General features: G+C 28.6%; 19 protein-coding genes and 3 tRNA genes. 5 read left to right on the top strand and 17 right to left on the bottom strand.

The features are described 5' to 3' along the window. Positions 1-47: 47 nt before the first annotated feature. From gmk to SAM46_RS00660, 5 genes are read left to right on the top strand one after another with little or no spacing between them, the layout of a single operon-like run. The gene (gene gmk, locus SAM46_RS00680; protein WP_078746920.1) at positions 48-653 is read left to right on the top strand and encodes a guanylate kinase; all 606 of its coding nucleotides are present in this window, start codon (positions 48-50) and stop codon (positions 651-653) included. Continuing rightward, positions 643-1404 carry a PP2C family protein-serine/threonine phosphatase gene (locus SAM46_RS00675; protein ID WP_078746921.1) on the top strand — a complete coding sequence of 254 codons (762 nt, stop codon included), beginning with the start codon at positions 643-645 and terminating at the stop codon, positions 1402-1404. Before gmk ends, SAM46_RS00675 begins: the two co-directional genes overlap by 11 nt. Then, complete coding sequence (locus tag SAM46_RS00670) at positions 1394-2389, top strand: serine/threonine protein kinase (RefSeq protein WP_318024787.1); 996 nt, start codon at positions 1394-1396, stop codon at positions 2387-2389. Before SAM46_RS00675 ends, SAM46_RS00670 begins: the two co-directional genes overlap by 11 nt. Beyond that, positions 2389-3237 carry a ribosome small subunit-dependent GTPase A gene (gene rsgA / locus SAM46_RS00665; protein ID WP_078746923.1) on the top strand — a complete coding sequence of 283 codons (849 nt, stop codon included), beginning with the start codon at positions 2389-2391 and terminating at the stop codon, positions 3235-3237. Before SAM46_RS00670 ends, rsgA begins: the two co-directional genes overlap by 1 nt. Position 3238: 1 nt before the next feature. Next, positions 3239-3907: a ribulose-phosphate 3-epimerase gene (locus SAM46_RS00660; RefSeq protein WP_078746924.1), complete on the top strand. Its 669-nt coding sequence runs from the start codon at positions 3239-3241 to the stop codon at positions 3905-3907. Positions 3908-3916: 9 nt separating this feature from the next. Here SAM46_RS00660 and SAM46_RS00655 read toward each other — a convergent pair whose 3' ends face one another. From SAM46_RS00655 to rpsH, 17 genes are all read right to left on the bottom strand, one after another. After that, complete coding sequence (locus SAM46_RS00655; RefSeq protein ID WP_078746925.1) at positions 3917-5077, bottom strand: SLAC1 family transporter; 1161 nt, start codon at positions 5075-5077, stop codon at positions 3917-3919. A 104-nt stretch (positions 5078-5181) separates the two neighbouring features. After that, entirely contained in the window at positions 5182-6483 is a 1302-nt protein-coding gene (gene tig, locus SAM46_RS00650) for a trigger factor (protein WP_078746926.1), read from the bottom strand. 71 nt (positions 6484-6554) lie between these two features. Continuing rightward, positions 6555-7565, bottom strand: coding sequence for an NAD(P)H-dependent glycerol-3-phosphate dehydrogenase (locus SAM46_RS00645; protein WP_078746927.1), 1011 nt, complete (start codon positions 7563-7565; stop codon positions 6555-6557). A gap of 47 nt (positions 7566-7612) precedes the next feature. Beyond that, positions 7613-7687: transfer RNA gene (locus SAM46_RS00640), tRNA-Trp, on the bottom strand. A gap of 26 nt (positions 7688-7713) precedes the next feature. Then, complete coding sequence (locus SAM46_RS00635; protein ID WP_078746928.1) at positions 7714-7932, bottom strand: acyl carrier protein; 219 nt, start codon at positions 7930-7932, stop codon at positions 7714-7716. 13 nt (positions 7933-7945) lie between these two features. Then, complete coding sequence (locus tag SAM46_RS00630; protein ID WP_078746929.1) at positions 7946-8383, bottom strand: MHO_1590 family protein; 438 nt, start codon at positions 8381-8383, stop codon at positions 7946-7948. After that, entirely contained in the window at positions 8355-9608 is a 1254-nt protein-coding gene (locus SAM46_RS00625) for an MHO_1580 family protein (protein ID WP_078746930.1), read from the bottom strand. Before SAM46_RS00625 ends, SAM46_RS00630 begins: the two co-directional genes overlap by 29 nt. Next, positions 9601-10119 (bottom strand): MG284/MPN403 family protein, encoded by a 519-nt coding sequence (locus SAM46_RS00620; RefSeq protein WP_078746931.1) that lies wholly within the window; start codon positions 10117-10119, stop codon positions 9601-9603. The genes SAM46_RS00625 and SAM46_RS00620 overlap by 8 nt, the downstream gene beginning before the upstream one ends. Before the next feature lie 207 nt (positions 10120-10326). Beyond that, the gene (proS, locus tag SAM46_RS00615) at positions 10327-11775 is read right to left on the bottom strand and encodes a proline--tRNA ligase (protein WP_078746932.1); all 1449 of its coding nucleotides are present in this window, start codon (positions 11773-11775) and stop codon (positions 10327-10329) included. Between the two features lie 79 nt (positions 11776-11854). Further along, positions 11855-11929: transfer RNA gene (locus SAM46_RS00610), tRNA-Gln, on the bottom strand. A 5-nt stretch (positions 11930-11934) separates the two neighbouring features. Then, positions 11935-12018, bottom strand: a tRNA-Tyr gene (locus SAM46_RS00605). Between the two features lie 61 nt (positions 12019-12079). Beyond that, positions 12080-12703 carry a uracil phosphoribosyltransferase gene (gene upp, locus SAM46_RS00600; protein ID WP_078746933.1) on the bottom strand — a complete coding sequence of 208 codons (624 nt, stop codon included), beginning with the start codon at positions 12701-12703 and terminating at the stop codon, positions 12080-12082. A gap of 88 nt (positions 12704-12791) precedes the next feature. Continuing rightward, positions 12792-13232 carry a 50S ribosomal protein L15 gene (gene rplO, locus SAM46_RS00595; RefSeq protein ID WP_078746934.1) on the bottom strand — a complete coding sequence of 147 codons (441 nt, stop codon included), beginning with the start codon at positions 13230-13232 and terminating at the stop codon, positions 12792-12794. Positions 13233-13235: 3 nt separating this feature from the next. Continuing rightward, complete coding sequence (gene rpsE, locus SAM46_RS00590) at positions 13236-13874, bottom strand: 30S ribosomal protein S5 (protein WP_078746935.1); 639 nt, start codon at positions 13872-13874, stop codon at positions 13236-13238. Then, positions 13874-14224 carry a 50S ribosomal protein L18 gene (rplR, locus tag SAM46_RS00585; protein ID WP_078746936.1) on the bottom strand — a complete coding sequence of 117 codons (351 nt, stop codon included), beginning with the start codon at positions 14222-14224 and terminating at the stop codon, positions 13874-13876. Before rplR ends, rpsE begins: the two co-directional genes overlap by 1 nt. A gap of 24 nt (positions 14225-14248) precedes the next feature. Beyond that, entirely contained in the window at positions 14249-14788 is a 540-nt protein-coding gene (rplF, locus tag SAM46_RS00580) for a 50S ribosomal protein L6 (RefSeq protein WP_078746937.1), read from the bottom strand. A gap of 12 nt (positions 14789-14800) precedes the next feature. After that, positions 14801-15196 (bottom strand): 30S ribosomal protein S8, encoded by a 396-nt coding sequence (rpsH, locus tag SAM46_RS00575; protein WP_078746938.1) that lies wholly within the window; start codon positions 15194-15196, stop codon positions 14801-14803. Between the last annotated feature and the right edge of the window lie 2 nt (positions 15197-15198).

The raw sequence follows: 15198 nt of genomic DNA, 5'->3' as shown, positions 1-15198 counted from the left end.
TAAATATAAGAATATAAAAATAAATTAATGATATAATAACCTTAATTATGGATACAAAAAAGAGCCCTATTATTATTTTTACCGGACCTAGTGGTGTTGGTAAAGGAACTGTAGAAAGATTGCTTTTTGAATACGATGAGTTAAACTTATCGCTATCTTGTTCTGCGACTACTAGACTTCCTAGAGAAGGAGAGCTTGACGGTATCCATTACCACTTTATTGATGTTGATACATTTAGAGATAAAATTAAAAGTCGTAAATTTATCGAATTTTCATATCACTTATCTAATTACTATGGAACATTATACTCAGAATTAGATAAAATTCACAATAAGCATAAAGTGCCTATGTTAGAAATTGAAACCAATGGTGCTAAGCAAATTATTAAAAAGTTTTCTAGCGATTCAAAAGAAGCAGAAAAATATAATTTAATAACTATTTTCCTTGCCCCGCCATCTGTCCAAGATTTAAAAGACAGAATACTAAAACGTGGTTCAGAAAACAACGAAACATTAAAACAAAGATTGAAGAAAGCCGAAGAAGAAATAGCTGACTCACAAATCTTCAAATACAAGATTATTAACGATGTACCTGAAAGAGCAGCAGAAGAAATTCGTGCCATCCTTCATAAGGAGCTAGGTATTGAAAATTAATTATTACTTAGAATCATTGCAAGGAATTAGACCAAAAAATGATGATAGAGCAAGTGTTTTTCAAAATGAAAAAGCTACACTTGCTATTTTGTGTGACGGAATCGGTGGACATTCATATGGAGATGTAGCTGCACAAACTGTTATCGATATATTTAATACTGAGTTTTACAATAACTTTCATGTATCAAATAACATAACTGCTAAGCAATGAATATTTTTAACATTTGATAAAGCTAAATCTGCATTGAAATCAATTTCATCAGCACATTCTGAAAAAAGCTCTATGGGAACAACTGCTGTAGGGTGTTTAATTTTGCATAATACAAAAAATATCTTAGTATTTAATTCAGGTGATAGCCGTTGTTATGTTGCTAAAAGCGATAAGTTAGTTCAAGTAACAATTGATCATAATGTAGAAAATCAACTTATTCTTGAAGGAGAAGATGTTGAAAAATACAATCCTGAAATGAGAAAATATTTAACTAGTGCTGTTTTACCTAATTACAATACACTGATTGAATTATTTGAAATATCGCCAAAAGGTTTTGATAATATAAATAAAATTTTATTAACTTCTGATGGAGTGCATGGATTTATGTCTAAAGACGAGTTAGAATATTATGTATTGCAAGACAAAGCATTATCGCTAATTGGAAAACAAATTTTAGATGAAGCTATTGTGTCTGAATCAACAGATAATATGACTCTTGTTTTATTACAAATAACAAATGGAGGAAATGATGTCAAATAATTTTTCAGTTCCTTCTAGCTCCAAAATTCACAATAAATACATTATTAAAACTATTTTAGGTAGTGGTGGAATGGGGACTGTTTTTTTAGTAACACCTAAAAATAATACCAATATCAAATATGCATTAAAATTTATGTCTAATGTATATGATAAAGTTGCTTATCAACGTTTTAAAGAGGAAGCTACACTTTTAGGAAAAGTTAAATCAAAACATATACCTAAGTTAATTGACTATTACGGTGATAATGTTGAACAATATTATGTTATGGAATATATTTCAGGAAATACTTTATATAACATAATTAGAGCTAATGGTTCACTTAATGTAAAAAAAGCTAAGACTTATATCAATAAAATAGCTGAAGGAATTGGTGAACTACATAATAATGGGGTTATCCATAGAGATATAAAAAGTCAAAATATAATTATTGATGATGCTCATAATGTAAAAATAATTGATCTTGGAATTAGTTTAACACCTGAATCCCAAAGATTAACAAAAGTTAATGCAGTTATTTGCAGTCCTTATTATGCTGCACCTGAATATACAATTAAAGGAGCAGAAATAACAAAAGCTGTTGATATATATGCTCTAGGAGTCGTTCTATTTGAAATGCTAACCGGACAATATCCTTTTGAAGGTGCAAGAGATCAAGACACGATTATGATGCATTATAAAAATCAATTTCCATCCCCAAAGGAATTCGTTGATTTACCACAAGCTATGTGTAATGTTGTTATAAAAGCTACAGCAAAGCACCCTGAAGATAGATATCAAAATGTTTACGAATTTCAACAAGATTTAAAAACTTGTTTAAGTCCTGAAAGAATATATGAACAACCATTAAATCCTAAATCTCTAAAGAAAAAGAGAAAAATTTCTGACATTGTAAATTCTAATGCTTTCTTAATAACTTCACTTTCATTTATTGTTATATTAATAATTAGCATCTCATTAACTCTAGTTTTATTGGAGTACTTATAATGCAATATAAAGTTTTAAAAAGTGTATCAGGAATTTACACTGTAAGAAATGAAAATAACGAAACATTAGAGATACCAGCATCAGGTAAACTAAGATATTTAGAACAATCACCAATAGTTGGGGATAATGTAATAGTGGAAAATGGAGTTATAGTCAATATATTACCTAGAGAAAACTTCTTCATTAGACCAAAGGTAGCTAATATAGATCAAATGATTGTTTTTATGTCAATAGAAAAACCAAAATTCCAATCCTTCTTAGTTGACAAATATTTTGCAATTATCGAGAGTAAAAACATTGAACCAGTATTATTTATCACAAAAAGTGATTTAAATCCAGAAGAAGCTAATCAAATTGCCTCATTATATCGTGGAATGAAATATCATGTCGAATTAATTGATAATGTATCAGGATATAACCATAATCATTTAATAGATATTTTCACTGGAAAATATTCTGTTTTTATGGGACAAAGCGGAGTAGGTAAAACTACTACTATAAATGCACTCGGTAACCATTCATTTTCTACACAAGAAATATCAAAAGCCCTTGGACGTGGTAAACATACAACAAGAGTTGTATCAATAATTGATTTCAATGGTGGATATTTAATTGATACACCAGGATTTTCATCTTTAACATTAGATTTAAGTAAAGAACAATTATCCAAAAGTTTTAAAATATTTAGAGAATTATCTAAAAGTTGTAAATTTAGAAATTGCTTACATTATAATGAGAATATAGATAATTGTGCTATAAAGCAAAATATTGGTACAAAGCTTATACCACAAATAAGATATAATAACTATATTAAATTATTAGATGAATTATCAAAAGGAGAAAGATAATATGAAAAAATATGTTACACCAAGCTTGTTAAATGTTGATGTAGACAAAAGACTAGATATGGCAAATACATTAGTAAATAACGGTATAAAATGAATACACTATGATGTTATGGACGGTAAATTTGTTCCTAATACAGCTATTCAAATTGAAGAAATTGCTAATATTTCAGAAAACGGTATTCCTCATATCAAGGATGCACACTTAATGGTAATCAACCCATATGAATATGTGTCATTAGTTAAAGATATAGTGGATATAATTACTTTCCATTACGAAGCAATCGAAGATGATTTAGAGAAATTTGATGAATTTTTAACTAAAAACTATCATGATTTAAAAATAGGATTAGCTATTAAACCAAATACATCTGTTGATGCTATTAAACCATTTTTAGATAGATTAGCTTTAGTTTTAGTGATGTCAGTTGAACCTGGAGCGGGCGGTCAAAAATTCATGCCAATTGCACTTGATAAAATTGCACAATTAAAACATCTAAGAGATGATAACAGCTATGATTACTTAATTCAAGTTGATGGTGGAATCAATGCAACAACAGGCCCTGAATGCTTTAATGTAGGTGCTGATGCTTGTGTGGCGGGAACATATATTGTTGTTGAGCCAACAAAAGAAAGAATTAATACTGTGCTTGGTAAATTCGCAGAGAAATAAAAATGCAGCTTATGCTGCTTTTTTTCTAAAAATAGGCTGAGTTTTATCAGGAAATCAAATTTTTCTCATAATAATACCATATTTAATATTACAAAATATAACGAGTGCAAGAGAAGTAAGGAATAAGAATACACCAATTACTATAAGTGTTCAATATGCTCCCTCAAATGAATATGAGTCTATAGTTTTTAAGAAGAAATATTCTGCAAACTTAATAGTTCCAGTTGCTGAAACAGCTGCAGGGAAGGTTAATGAAGTTCAAGTCATTGAATATTTTTTCATCATTAATGATTTAACTAAAATAGCATAATATAATCCTACCGAAATTGCTCCGAAACAAAATAGGATAATTGAGATAACTTGATAAAACACGGCATTATTAAATACAGTCATGTTTAAACCTAAGTCATTTCTATGTGGATTAAATGATACAAGAAATCCCACAGCCATCATATTTGCTGGTGATGCAAATATAGCCATAGATGGAATATTTTCCTCTTTAGCATGAGGTTTAAATAAAAACTTAAAGTAAACAAAAGGATACATTATTATGAATATTGCAAATCCTACAAATCATACAATTTGTCAATAATATAATGGTAAAACATCACCTAAATTATCTGAATATGCAGCTGAAATAGCTAATCCTACTAATGGAACAAATCATGAAGCATAAGCCTCACCTTTAAATGTTTCCTTCTTAAACAGAACAATTTTAAGAAAGAAACCTAAATAAATAAATTGACATGTAACTGCTATAAAAACAATTATACTTGGAGCTATTAAAAGATTATATCGTAGTTCCTTGTCAGCAATAAATGTTGTAAAGATTCATCCAAATGAATTACCTAATAGACAGAAACAAAGAAATAATACACCTATCATTCCTGCGACATGAGGTATTTTCATTTCATGATATATAGTTCTAGGCTCCAAACTATATCTTATACATGTTAAAGATATATAAAATAAACAAATTGTTATACATAATATTTGCAATGCCAACTGGAATCAACGTAAATCTACTCCATATTCTATTCATCTTACTACAGAGCTATATTGAAAGTGATCTAAAATAAATATTCCTGTTGTTGCAATACCCATAGTTCCTAGGGCAACTCCGTTGACTCCAAGTGGTGTTTTAAGTAATTTTTCCTTTAAGTTTTTCATAGCGCTATTTTAATACTTTTTTGTATTACATATCACAAAAAAATTTATTTTTATGCTTATAGATAAGGTATAAAAAAATAGTGCTAATTGCACTATTAATAAAATTATTTTACAATTTCATTAAAATCTTTTTCTAATTTTTCAGCTAGTTCTGGGTTGATATCACTTAAAATTAATGACATTCTTAATGATGAAATAACAAATTCATGAGCTGATTCGCTTGAGAATCCAAATGATACAAATTTTTGTGTAAAATCATCTATTTGTTCAGCAGAAGCATTAACATGATATTTTTCAACTAAGTATCTATAAGCTTCAGCTTTTGTAACTTGTTCTAATGCTTGTTTTTTGAATTCAGCTTCTAAATCTTTTTCTGTAGATTTAATTAATTGTAAATATTCTTGTTTTTTAATTCCGTATTGTTTTAATGAGTTTTCAAATTCTTTTTTGCTATTTTCAACATGTGCTGTTAAGAATGATTCGTGAATTACTGGTTTAGCTTTTGCAATAATTTGTTTAACTAGTTCTTCGTAGAATGAAACATTATTTTCAATAAATTTTCTTACTCTTATATTTCCTTTTAATACACTTTCTAAAGACTTCATATCTTTAACTTGTGGATCTTGGAAAATATTTACATTTTCATCTGTTAGTTTAAATAATTTTGCTCTTTTGAATGAATTGATTTTAACTTGGAATACTGCTTTTTTGTCTCTGTATTCTTTAACAAAATAATCAGATGGGAATGTTACTTCTACATCACCTTCATAGCCTTTTTTCTTACCTACTAATTGATCTTCGAATCCTGGAATAAACGTTTTAGAACCTAATTTTAAATTATATCCTTTAGCTTCTCCACCTTCAAAAGGTTCATTATCTATAAATCCTTTAAAATCAATATTTACTGTATCACCTAATTGAGTTTCTACATCATCTTCTTCAACTACAACTTCAGTTGACATATTTTCTTCTAATTCTTTAATAGTTGCTTGCACATCGCTTTTAGCAACTTTAACAGGTGTATATTTCACTTTTAAATCTTTAACATCAACATCGAAATTTGGCATTAAAACGAATTTATAGTCAAGAACTAAACCATCATCATTTAAATCATATGATAATAATGGTTGAGAATTAACTTTAATTTCATTTTTAACTGCATATTCGATAACTTCATTAAAGTGTTTATTGCTGAAATGTTTAACAGTCTCAGATAAAATCACTTCTGGGTTTAAATGTGCTTTAGCTTTTTCAATTGGTGCTTTGCCAGGTCTGTACCCTTTTACTTTAACTTTTTTTGCTAATTCATTAGAAACTTGTTCTAATCTTTTTTGAAATTCAGAAGCATCAACTTTAACAGTAACAACTATTTGTGCTTTATCTTTTTCTTCTGTATGTTTAATCATTATTTCTCCTATAAAAGTGTTATTAAATTAATATTTATATTTTACATTGTTTTACATTTTTAACAATGTTTTTATAATGGTTTAGCTTTAAGGAAATCTATAATTTCATATTGCGGTTTTCCCTCAAATAAAATACTAATAATATTTGATAAAAAAGGTGTATTTTTAATATTATAATCCTTAATTATTTTAGATAAGGTTTTTGCTGTATCATATCCTTCTATAGTCAATTGTTGTTCATTTAAAGCTTTTTTTACACCATCAGAGGCAATCTTAGCTCCAAACGAAAAATTACGACTTGTCGGTGATGAACAAGTTAAAAAGATATCTCCAAATGAGGAAAAGTTGTATCCTATTGTGTTTTCTCCTTTTGGATACATAGCTTTATATACATTAAATATTTCCCCAGTTCCCATTGTCAATAAACCTGCATGTGAGTTTTGACCAGGATATAAAACTGATGTGATACCTAATCCTATTGCTAGAACATTTTTTAATGCTGAAAATAATTCAGCTCCTCTTATTTCATTAAATGGTTTAACATAGAAATGTTCATTATTGAAATATGAAGCAATTTCTTCATTAAATTTCAAATTTGCTCCCACCACATTTACCATTGTTAATTTTCCTTGGAAAACTTCAATTGCGAATGAAGGTCCCATTAAGGAAGCGAAATTTGATATATTTTTTCCATAATTTTCATTAATATACTGTGAAAAAAATTGCTTTGTCTTGGGTTCTAATCCTTTTGATAAATTTAGTAAATTGATTTTTCTTTCACCTAATTTAGATGATACTTGTGACATTAATTTTTCAACAGCAACTGAAGGAACCGCTAATATCGCTGTATTAATAGAGTCTAAGAAATAATCTAAATTATTTGTTGCAGAGATTAAATCAGGATTACTAAATTTAGTAGTTCCAAAATATTTAGAATTATATCCTCTATTTATATCTAATATTTCTTCTTCAGAGATACCATACATTATTACTTTATGATTATTTTCTATTAATATATTTGCAAGTGCTGAGCCAAAAGCACCAGTTCCTAAAACACCAAATTTAATTTCTTTTTCTTTCATATGTTTATTAATTTTACTTTATTATTTAGAAAAAAGGAATAAAAAAATGGCAGGAGTAGCAGGATTCGAACCCACAACACACGGGGTTGAAGCCCGTTGTTCTACCGTTGAACTATACTCCTAGCGCATTAGAATTATACTATAAAACTTAATTAGAAAAAATAGAAATTATATCCTTTACAGTCTTGATCTCGGCTAATTGTTCATCAGAGAGTTCAACACCAAATTTAGCTTCTGCTTCAAATACAAGTTCAGCTAAATCTAAAGAATCAATTCCTATTTCCTTGATGTTATCATCCAAAGAAATATTCTTCTTTTTTGATAACTTTTTAAGTTCTAATAAAATTATTTCTTTTCTATTATCCATAGAAATATTATAACTAATCAAGCAATATTTCAAATATTTTTTCATCTTTTTGACTATAATCATCACTTATATACATAACACGTAAAGTGGCATGTTGCTGCGAAAGTATGTCATAGTCAAAATAAAATTTTCCATTACTAGATTTTAGTCTTCTAACAAGATCTTTTACAATCTCATTAATTAAATTTTGATCTATATATTTGTTATTAAATCTATCCTTATTTACAAATTTTTGAAAATATCTATCTTCTAAAATCGGAATAAATGAAGAAACTGGTATTGTATCTATATCTTTAATTAAGTTATCCCTAATATTTCGATTATTATTCTGTTTTTTAGTTTGTACAAAATTATAGATATAATAACAACCAACTCCACTAGCAATACTAAAACCAATTATAAGAGCTATTATAATAATATATTTAATTCTTATATTTTCGTTTATTTTCATCTTCAATTATTAAATAATCATTGATATTAAAAGAATTCGTAAATAAGTTTACATAATCTGATTTTAGATTAATAACATATCTATATTTATTATTTAAATTTTTTTGGTTTGAAACTACTATAATCTTTAATTTCTTTGTGTAATTATCTTCAAATAATCTAGTTCCAATAGATTTAAATTTTTTTATTATGTCAATATCGAAATATTTAGATGAAATAGAATATATCGTGTTAAATTCACCATCAAAACTGAAAGGAATTTTTAGTGAATAACTTGATTGAGGAGAGGCAACTTTTCTTATTTTTTTGTCTATTTCATCTGTAAGTAGCAATTCATTTATTAAGCCTTTAAAATAAATTCCTGAATTATTATTTGATAATAATTGATTATTGTTATCATTCATAATAGTCTTTAATGATATTTTGTCTGTAAGAAAGTCATTTAATATAATATTATTAAATGTAAGCGGAATATATTCGTTAAACAAAATCTCATTTGGGAATTTTAATTTTTTCTTATCATTATATTCATAGCCCTCAACTACTTGTGATAAGGGTTTCCTATTATTGATATCTGCAATTTTTATAATAACATTATGATAAAGCAATTCTTTTCAATATGTTTTTGAACTTTCGAAATTAAATTGATAGGAATATGGTATACGTAATTTAATTGAATTTGATATAGGAGCTATCTGTATTTTATCCTTTGAATCTGGAGCAAATATAATTTGATACTCTTTTATTAATTTTCTTTCGTCTGTGAATACACCTTTAGGTAATGAAAATTGTATTATTAAGCTATTTAATTTCGAGAACTCTATTCCTAAAGTAGAAAATGGTATTCTTGTAATGTATTTTTTCACAAACAACTTATCTGCTCTAAATGTATAAATTTCTTTTAAATTAGCAAAGATTGATACTTCAACCGCCAGTTTTTTCTGAGCTAATTTATTTACAATTAAATTGTATCCATTAAATAGATTTATACCAGTATCTAGTATATGTTCATGTGGTAAAAGATCTTTATTCTTTCAATCATATAATCCATCTTCAAATCCAACGGAAATATCAGTCATGCCATTTGTTGCTATCCTATCAACATTAATAGCAAATTTTGCTTTAAAATTATTGAAATCATTACTATTTGCTAATGTATTAACTTTAACTTTTCTCTCATTGACTATATAATTATCATTTTGATTAATAAAGTCAACATTAATCATCGCTTGTTTGCAATAAGTATCTACCGAATTCCATAATCGCTATTTGCTTTTTTTTATAAAATGTAGTTTTTGAAAAGTATTTTTTATATCAATACTTATCATTTGATGTTTCGGTATCTAAAAAGATTTTATGAATTAATCAAGCATTTTCTTTACTCATTATAGATAAGATGTAATTAAAAACACTTGGCGGGTTCTTGCAATAAACTTCTAATTCTTCAATTTCTTTTTTTATTCTTAAATCTCTACTGTTAATATATTGTATTCAGAGAAAAGTAAGTTTCATTTTATTTTTCATATTATTTATTTTTTTCACTTCCACCATATTTTTTATAATGGAAGTTATTGTGTCATATAAAAATTTTGTATTAATCATATTAATTTTATATAACTGTTGTAGTTTTTCGATATCCCTATCCTCGGCTAATTCTTGGAAAAGGTCAATATCTGTTTTTATGTCGTCGTCATTAGTTAATGACATATCTTTTATATTTTTCTTATTCTTCTCCATCTGTTTTCTCTAGTTGCCCTCCTCAATATAAATATAAAATTTTATAAAAATGAACTTTTTTTAATCAAATTTACTGAATTTTCCTAATTTTGAAAAGTTTTTATTGCAAAAATTGCATATTTAAGGTAATTTTTTCTTATTCCGTATTGAAAAAAATTCATAATTATTAAAAAATGGCATTACTGCCATTTCTAAAATCATAATTATTTAATATGCTTTCGCAAAAATTACATATCTATTAGTTTCACCATCGCACTCTTGATTGATACATTTAGCATTTTTACTTGGTTTATTTAATGACATCGGCACACATCTGGCGGTAGCTCCTGTCTCTTCTTTTATTCTTTTTTCTGCTTCTGCACCACAGCAAAATGGAGCAACAACAAATTTATTATTTAATATTCCTTCTTTAAAATCTTGATAATTATCTACATAAATACGGTTACGAATAAGTCTGTGTTCTGCTTGTTCATATAAATTATCATGTATTTCTGACAGTAATTTTCCAACTTGAGATTTTACTTTACTAATTGGTATTTGAATTTTTTCAAGTGTATCACGACGAACAATTGTAACCGAATCATTTTGCACATCTTTTGGTCCCACTTCAATTCTTAATGGAACACCTTGTATTTCTGAATTAGAAGCTTTATAACCAGGATTTTTATCAGAATCATCTAGTCTTACACGATATTTTCTACCTAATAATTTAGTCAAATCTTTTGATACTTGAGAAACCTTGGGTTCCTTATTTGCAAACAATTCTAAAACATCTATTTGAATTGGAGCTACATAAGGTGGTATTATAATTCCTCTATTATCACCATGAGTCATTATAATAGCCCCTATTAATCTTGTAGTAACACCTCAAGAAGTTTGATAAGCATACTCAAATTCATTATCTTCATTTCTAAAAACTATATCAAATGGCTTAGAAAAGTTTTGAGCTAAATAATGGCTAGTACCCGCTTGTAGAGCTTGTCCGTCTTTCATCATTGCTTCTATAGTTCATGTTGTACATGCACCAGCAAATTTCTCATTTGGAGTTTTCTTACCAATTATAGTAGGTATAGCAAGATATTTTTTTAAGAATTTGGCATATAGTTTAATCATTTCTTTAGTTAATGAACGTGCCTCTTTTGGATCCGAATGCACTGTATGTCCTTCTTGTCATAAGAATTCACGAGATCTTAAAAATGGACGTGTTGTTTTTTCTCATCTGACCACATTAACTCACTGATTATAAATTAAAGGTAAATCCTTATATGAATTAATTGAGTTTTTATATAAATGGGCAAACAGTACTTCAGATGTTGGTCTAACATACAATTTTTCATCTAATTTTTTATTTCCTACCATTGTTACAGTTGCGAGTTCTGGATTAAAACCATCAATGTGTTCTTTTTCTTTATTGAATAAAGATTCAGGAATTAATAATGGTAAATTAACATTTTGTACACCTTTTTCGTTAAATGCATCATTAAGTCCTGATTGAATTAACTGTCAAATTCCGAATGCATTAGGTAACAAAATCATAGTGCCTTTAGCAGGACCATACATCATTAATTTTCCATTTTGCACAACATCAGTATATCACTGAGCAAAATCTTGCTCAAGTGGTGTTATTTTTTCTAATTTTCTGTCTACATTATTCATAATTAGCTATATTATAAAACAAAACCTTTATTTTTTATCTATTTTTTGTATAAAAAAACACCTTTTTAAAAAGGTGATATGGCTGCCCCAGTTAGATTCGAACTAACGCATCGCGGAACCAAAACCCGCTGCCTTACCGCTTGGCTATGGGGCAATAAATGGTGGGGGGAGAGGGATTCGAACCCCCGAATCCTAAGAAAGTGGGTTACAGCCACCCGCATTTGGCCGCTTTGCTATCCCCCCATTTAAGTTGCTAATATATTATATAACAACTTTTAATAAATCTGTAAATTTTTTTTATTTTTTACTTAGTGCCGAAAATACGGTCTCCAGCATCGCCTAGTCCAGGAACTATATAATTATTTTCATTTAAATGTTTATCTTTTGAAGCTAGAAATATATCAACTTTGGGATGGTTTTTTTGTATTGTATTTATCCCCTCTTGTACACCAACCAAAGAAACTAATGTTATATCATTAAATCCTAAACTTTCTAACTTGTTTATTGCATTAGAAGCAGATGCACCAGTTGCTAACATAGGATCAACTACTATTATTTTTGAATCTTTTGATACATTAGGGATTTTAAAAAAATATTCTGTAACAGTCAATGTTTCTTCATTTCTATACATTCCAATGTGTCCAACTCTAGCTTCTGGTATTAAATCTAAAATACCTTCAACCATCCCTAAACCAGCTCTTAGAATAGGAATAATAACTATTTCTTTATCAAATTTATACCCTTCATATTCTATATTTAGAGGAGTTATTCCGCTTGTTTTTATGCATTTATAATCTCGCATTATTTCATAAACCATTAATGAAGCTATTTCATTTAAGTTATTTCTGAATTCCTTATGAGAAGTATGCTTATCTCTCATTTTACTTAATTTTATATTAATTAATGGGTGATTAAATACCGTTACCATTATTACCTCGCTAAATTTCTTTTTATTATACATTTAATTATTAAATTGCTATATAAAAAACCAAGCTTTCGCTTGGCTGAAATGATTATTATAATTCGTGAATTGTTCCACCAACTTTTTGGAAAGCTTCTTTAGCAGAAGCTGATGCTTTATGAACATAGATTGTTAATTTTTTGTTTAGTTCACCGTTACCTAATAATTTAACAGGCATTTGTCTTTTGATTAAATTTGAGTCAAATAATGTTTCTAAAGTAATAGTATCACCGTCGTTAAATTTTGCTTCTAAATCAGAAAGATTAATAACTTGATATTCAACATGGTTAACGTTTCTAAATCCACGTTTACCTATTCTACGGAATCAAGGAGTTTGTCCCCCTTCGAATCCTAGTCTGTGACCTTTACGTTTGTTTTGACCTGATTGTCCTTTACCAGCTTGTTTACCTTTACCGGCAGCATGTCCTCTACCTTTACGGTGTTTTTCTGGTCTTGAACCTTCAGCAAATTGTAAATTATTTAATTTAATAGCCATATTTTATTGAAAATCCTTTACTTGTTTATCTCTGATTTCAGCAATTTCTTCAACAGTTCTTAAGTTTTGTAATGCTTTTACAGTAGCTTTAACAACGTTTGCTTTTGAACGTGAACCATATGTTTTAGTAACGATATCTGTGTATCCTGCTAATTCAACAACAGCACGCACTGTTCCTGAAGCAATAAGTCCTTTTCCTTTTGGAGCAGGTTTAAGTAATACACGTGAAGCTAAGAATTTAGCTTTAATTTCGTGTGGTACAGTTCCGTTAACAACTGGAACTGATACAAGGTTGTTTTGTGCATCTTTAATAGCTTTTTTAATAGCATCTGGAACTTCGTTAGCCTTACCGTGTCCAAATCCTACTAAACCTTTTTTATTTCCAACAACAACAAAGGCTGAGAAACTAAATCTTCTTCCACCTTTAACAACTTTTGTAACACGAGCGATATCTACAACTTTTTCACTAAATTCTGATTCAAATTTTTGAGCACGCGGTCTTCTGTTTCCACCGTTGTTACGACGTGGACGTTGTTCTGATGAACCTTCTTGAGCTTTTCTTGGAGCTCTTGGAGCTCTTTTAGCTACAACTTCTTTTGTTCCGGCAACTTCTGTTGCTTTAACTTCTTTTTTGTTTTCCATTAGAATTTAACTCCTTGTTCTCTAACTGCATCAGCAAAAGCTTTTACTCTACCATGGTATAAATATCCACCACGGTCAAATACTACTTCAGTAATACCCATTTTAACCATTTGTTGTCCCATTGTAGCACCTAATTTAGCTGCTGATTCAATGTTACCTGCATAAACACCTTTTTGTAATGTTGTTGCTGAAAGTAATGTAACACCTTTAGTGTCATCTATTACTTGTGCATAGAAGTTTTGGTGTGACTTGAATATATTTAAACGTGGTTTTGTAGCTGTTCCACTAATGTGTTGACGTAAACGAACATGTTTAACTTTTCTAGCTTCGTTTCTTGATTTTGCTTTCATAATTTTAACCTCACAACTTCTTTATTATTTAGAAGCTGTTTTCCCTTCTTTACGTCTAAGTTTTTCACCTTTGTAAGCAATTCCTTTACCTGAGTATACACTTGGTTTTCTAATTGCTCTAACTACTGCTGCAAATTGTCCAACAACTTCTTTATCATTTCCGAAAATAGAAATTTCTGTTGGTTTAGCAACAGTTACTTTTAATTCAGCAGGTATTTTTTTAGTAACTGGGTGTGAATATCCGGCATTAACAACGATTTCATTTCCTCTAAGTTCAGCTTTGTAACCAACCCCTTTAATTTCAAGGTCGATTTGGAATCCTTCTGAAACACCTTTAATCATGTTTGCGATTAAGGCATTTGTTGTTCCGTGTAATTGTTTGGTGTGTTTTTCTTCATTTGCACGAAGAGTTGTAACTTGGTTATTTTCTACATTTACAGTAATTAATGGACTAAATTCTCTAACAAGAGTTCCGTGTTTACCAGAAACAGTAACTTTGCTTCCTTCAACAGTAATAGTTGTTCCAGCAGGAACATTTATAACACGATTTCCAACACGAGACATGTTATTTACCTATTATCAAATGTAAGCGATAATTTCACCACCTACATTTTCCTCTCTAGCTTGTTTTCCTGTCATAAGTCCTTTTGATGTAGAAATAATTACTGTTCCGAAACCTGAGATAACATTAGGAATTTCTTCCACAGTTGCATAAACTCTAAGTCCTGGTTTTGATACTCTTTTGAAATCAACGATAGCTGATTTATTTTTCTTGTATTTTAATGTAACAACGATGTTTTTGTTAACACCTTCGCCTTCAACAGTGTATGATGCAATGTACCCTTCATTTAAAATAAGCTTAACAATAGCTTCTTTTTGTTTTGAGTATGGAATTGTAACTGTTTTATGTTTTCTAGCATTAGCATTCTTAACACGAACAACTAAATCTGCAATTGGATCTGTAATAAACATAA

The organism is Mycoplasmopsis verecunda (genome assembly GCF_033546915.1).
In the GTDB taxonomy this organism is placed as follows: domain Bacteria; phylum Bacillota_I; class Bacilli_A; order Mycoplasmatales; family Metamycoplasmataceae; genus Mycoplasmopsis; species Mycoplasmopsis verecunda.
Note: the sequence above shows the minus strand (reverse complement) of the source record. Positions and strands in the feature narration are given on the sequence as shown.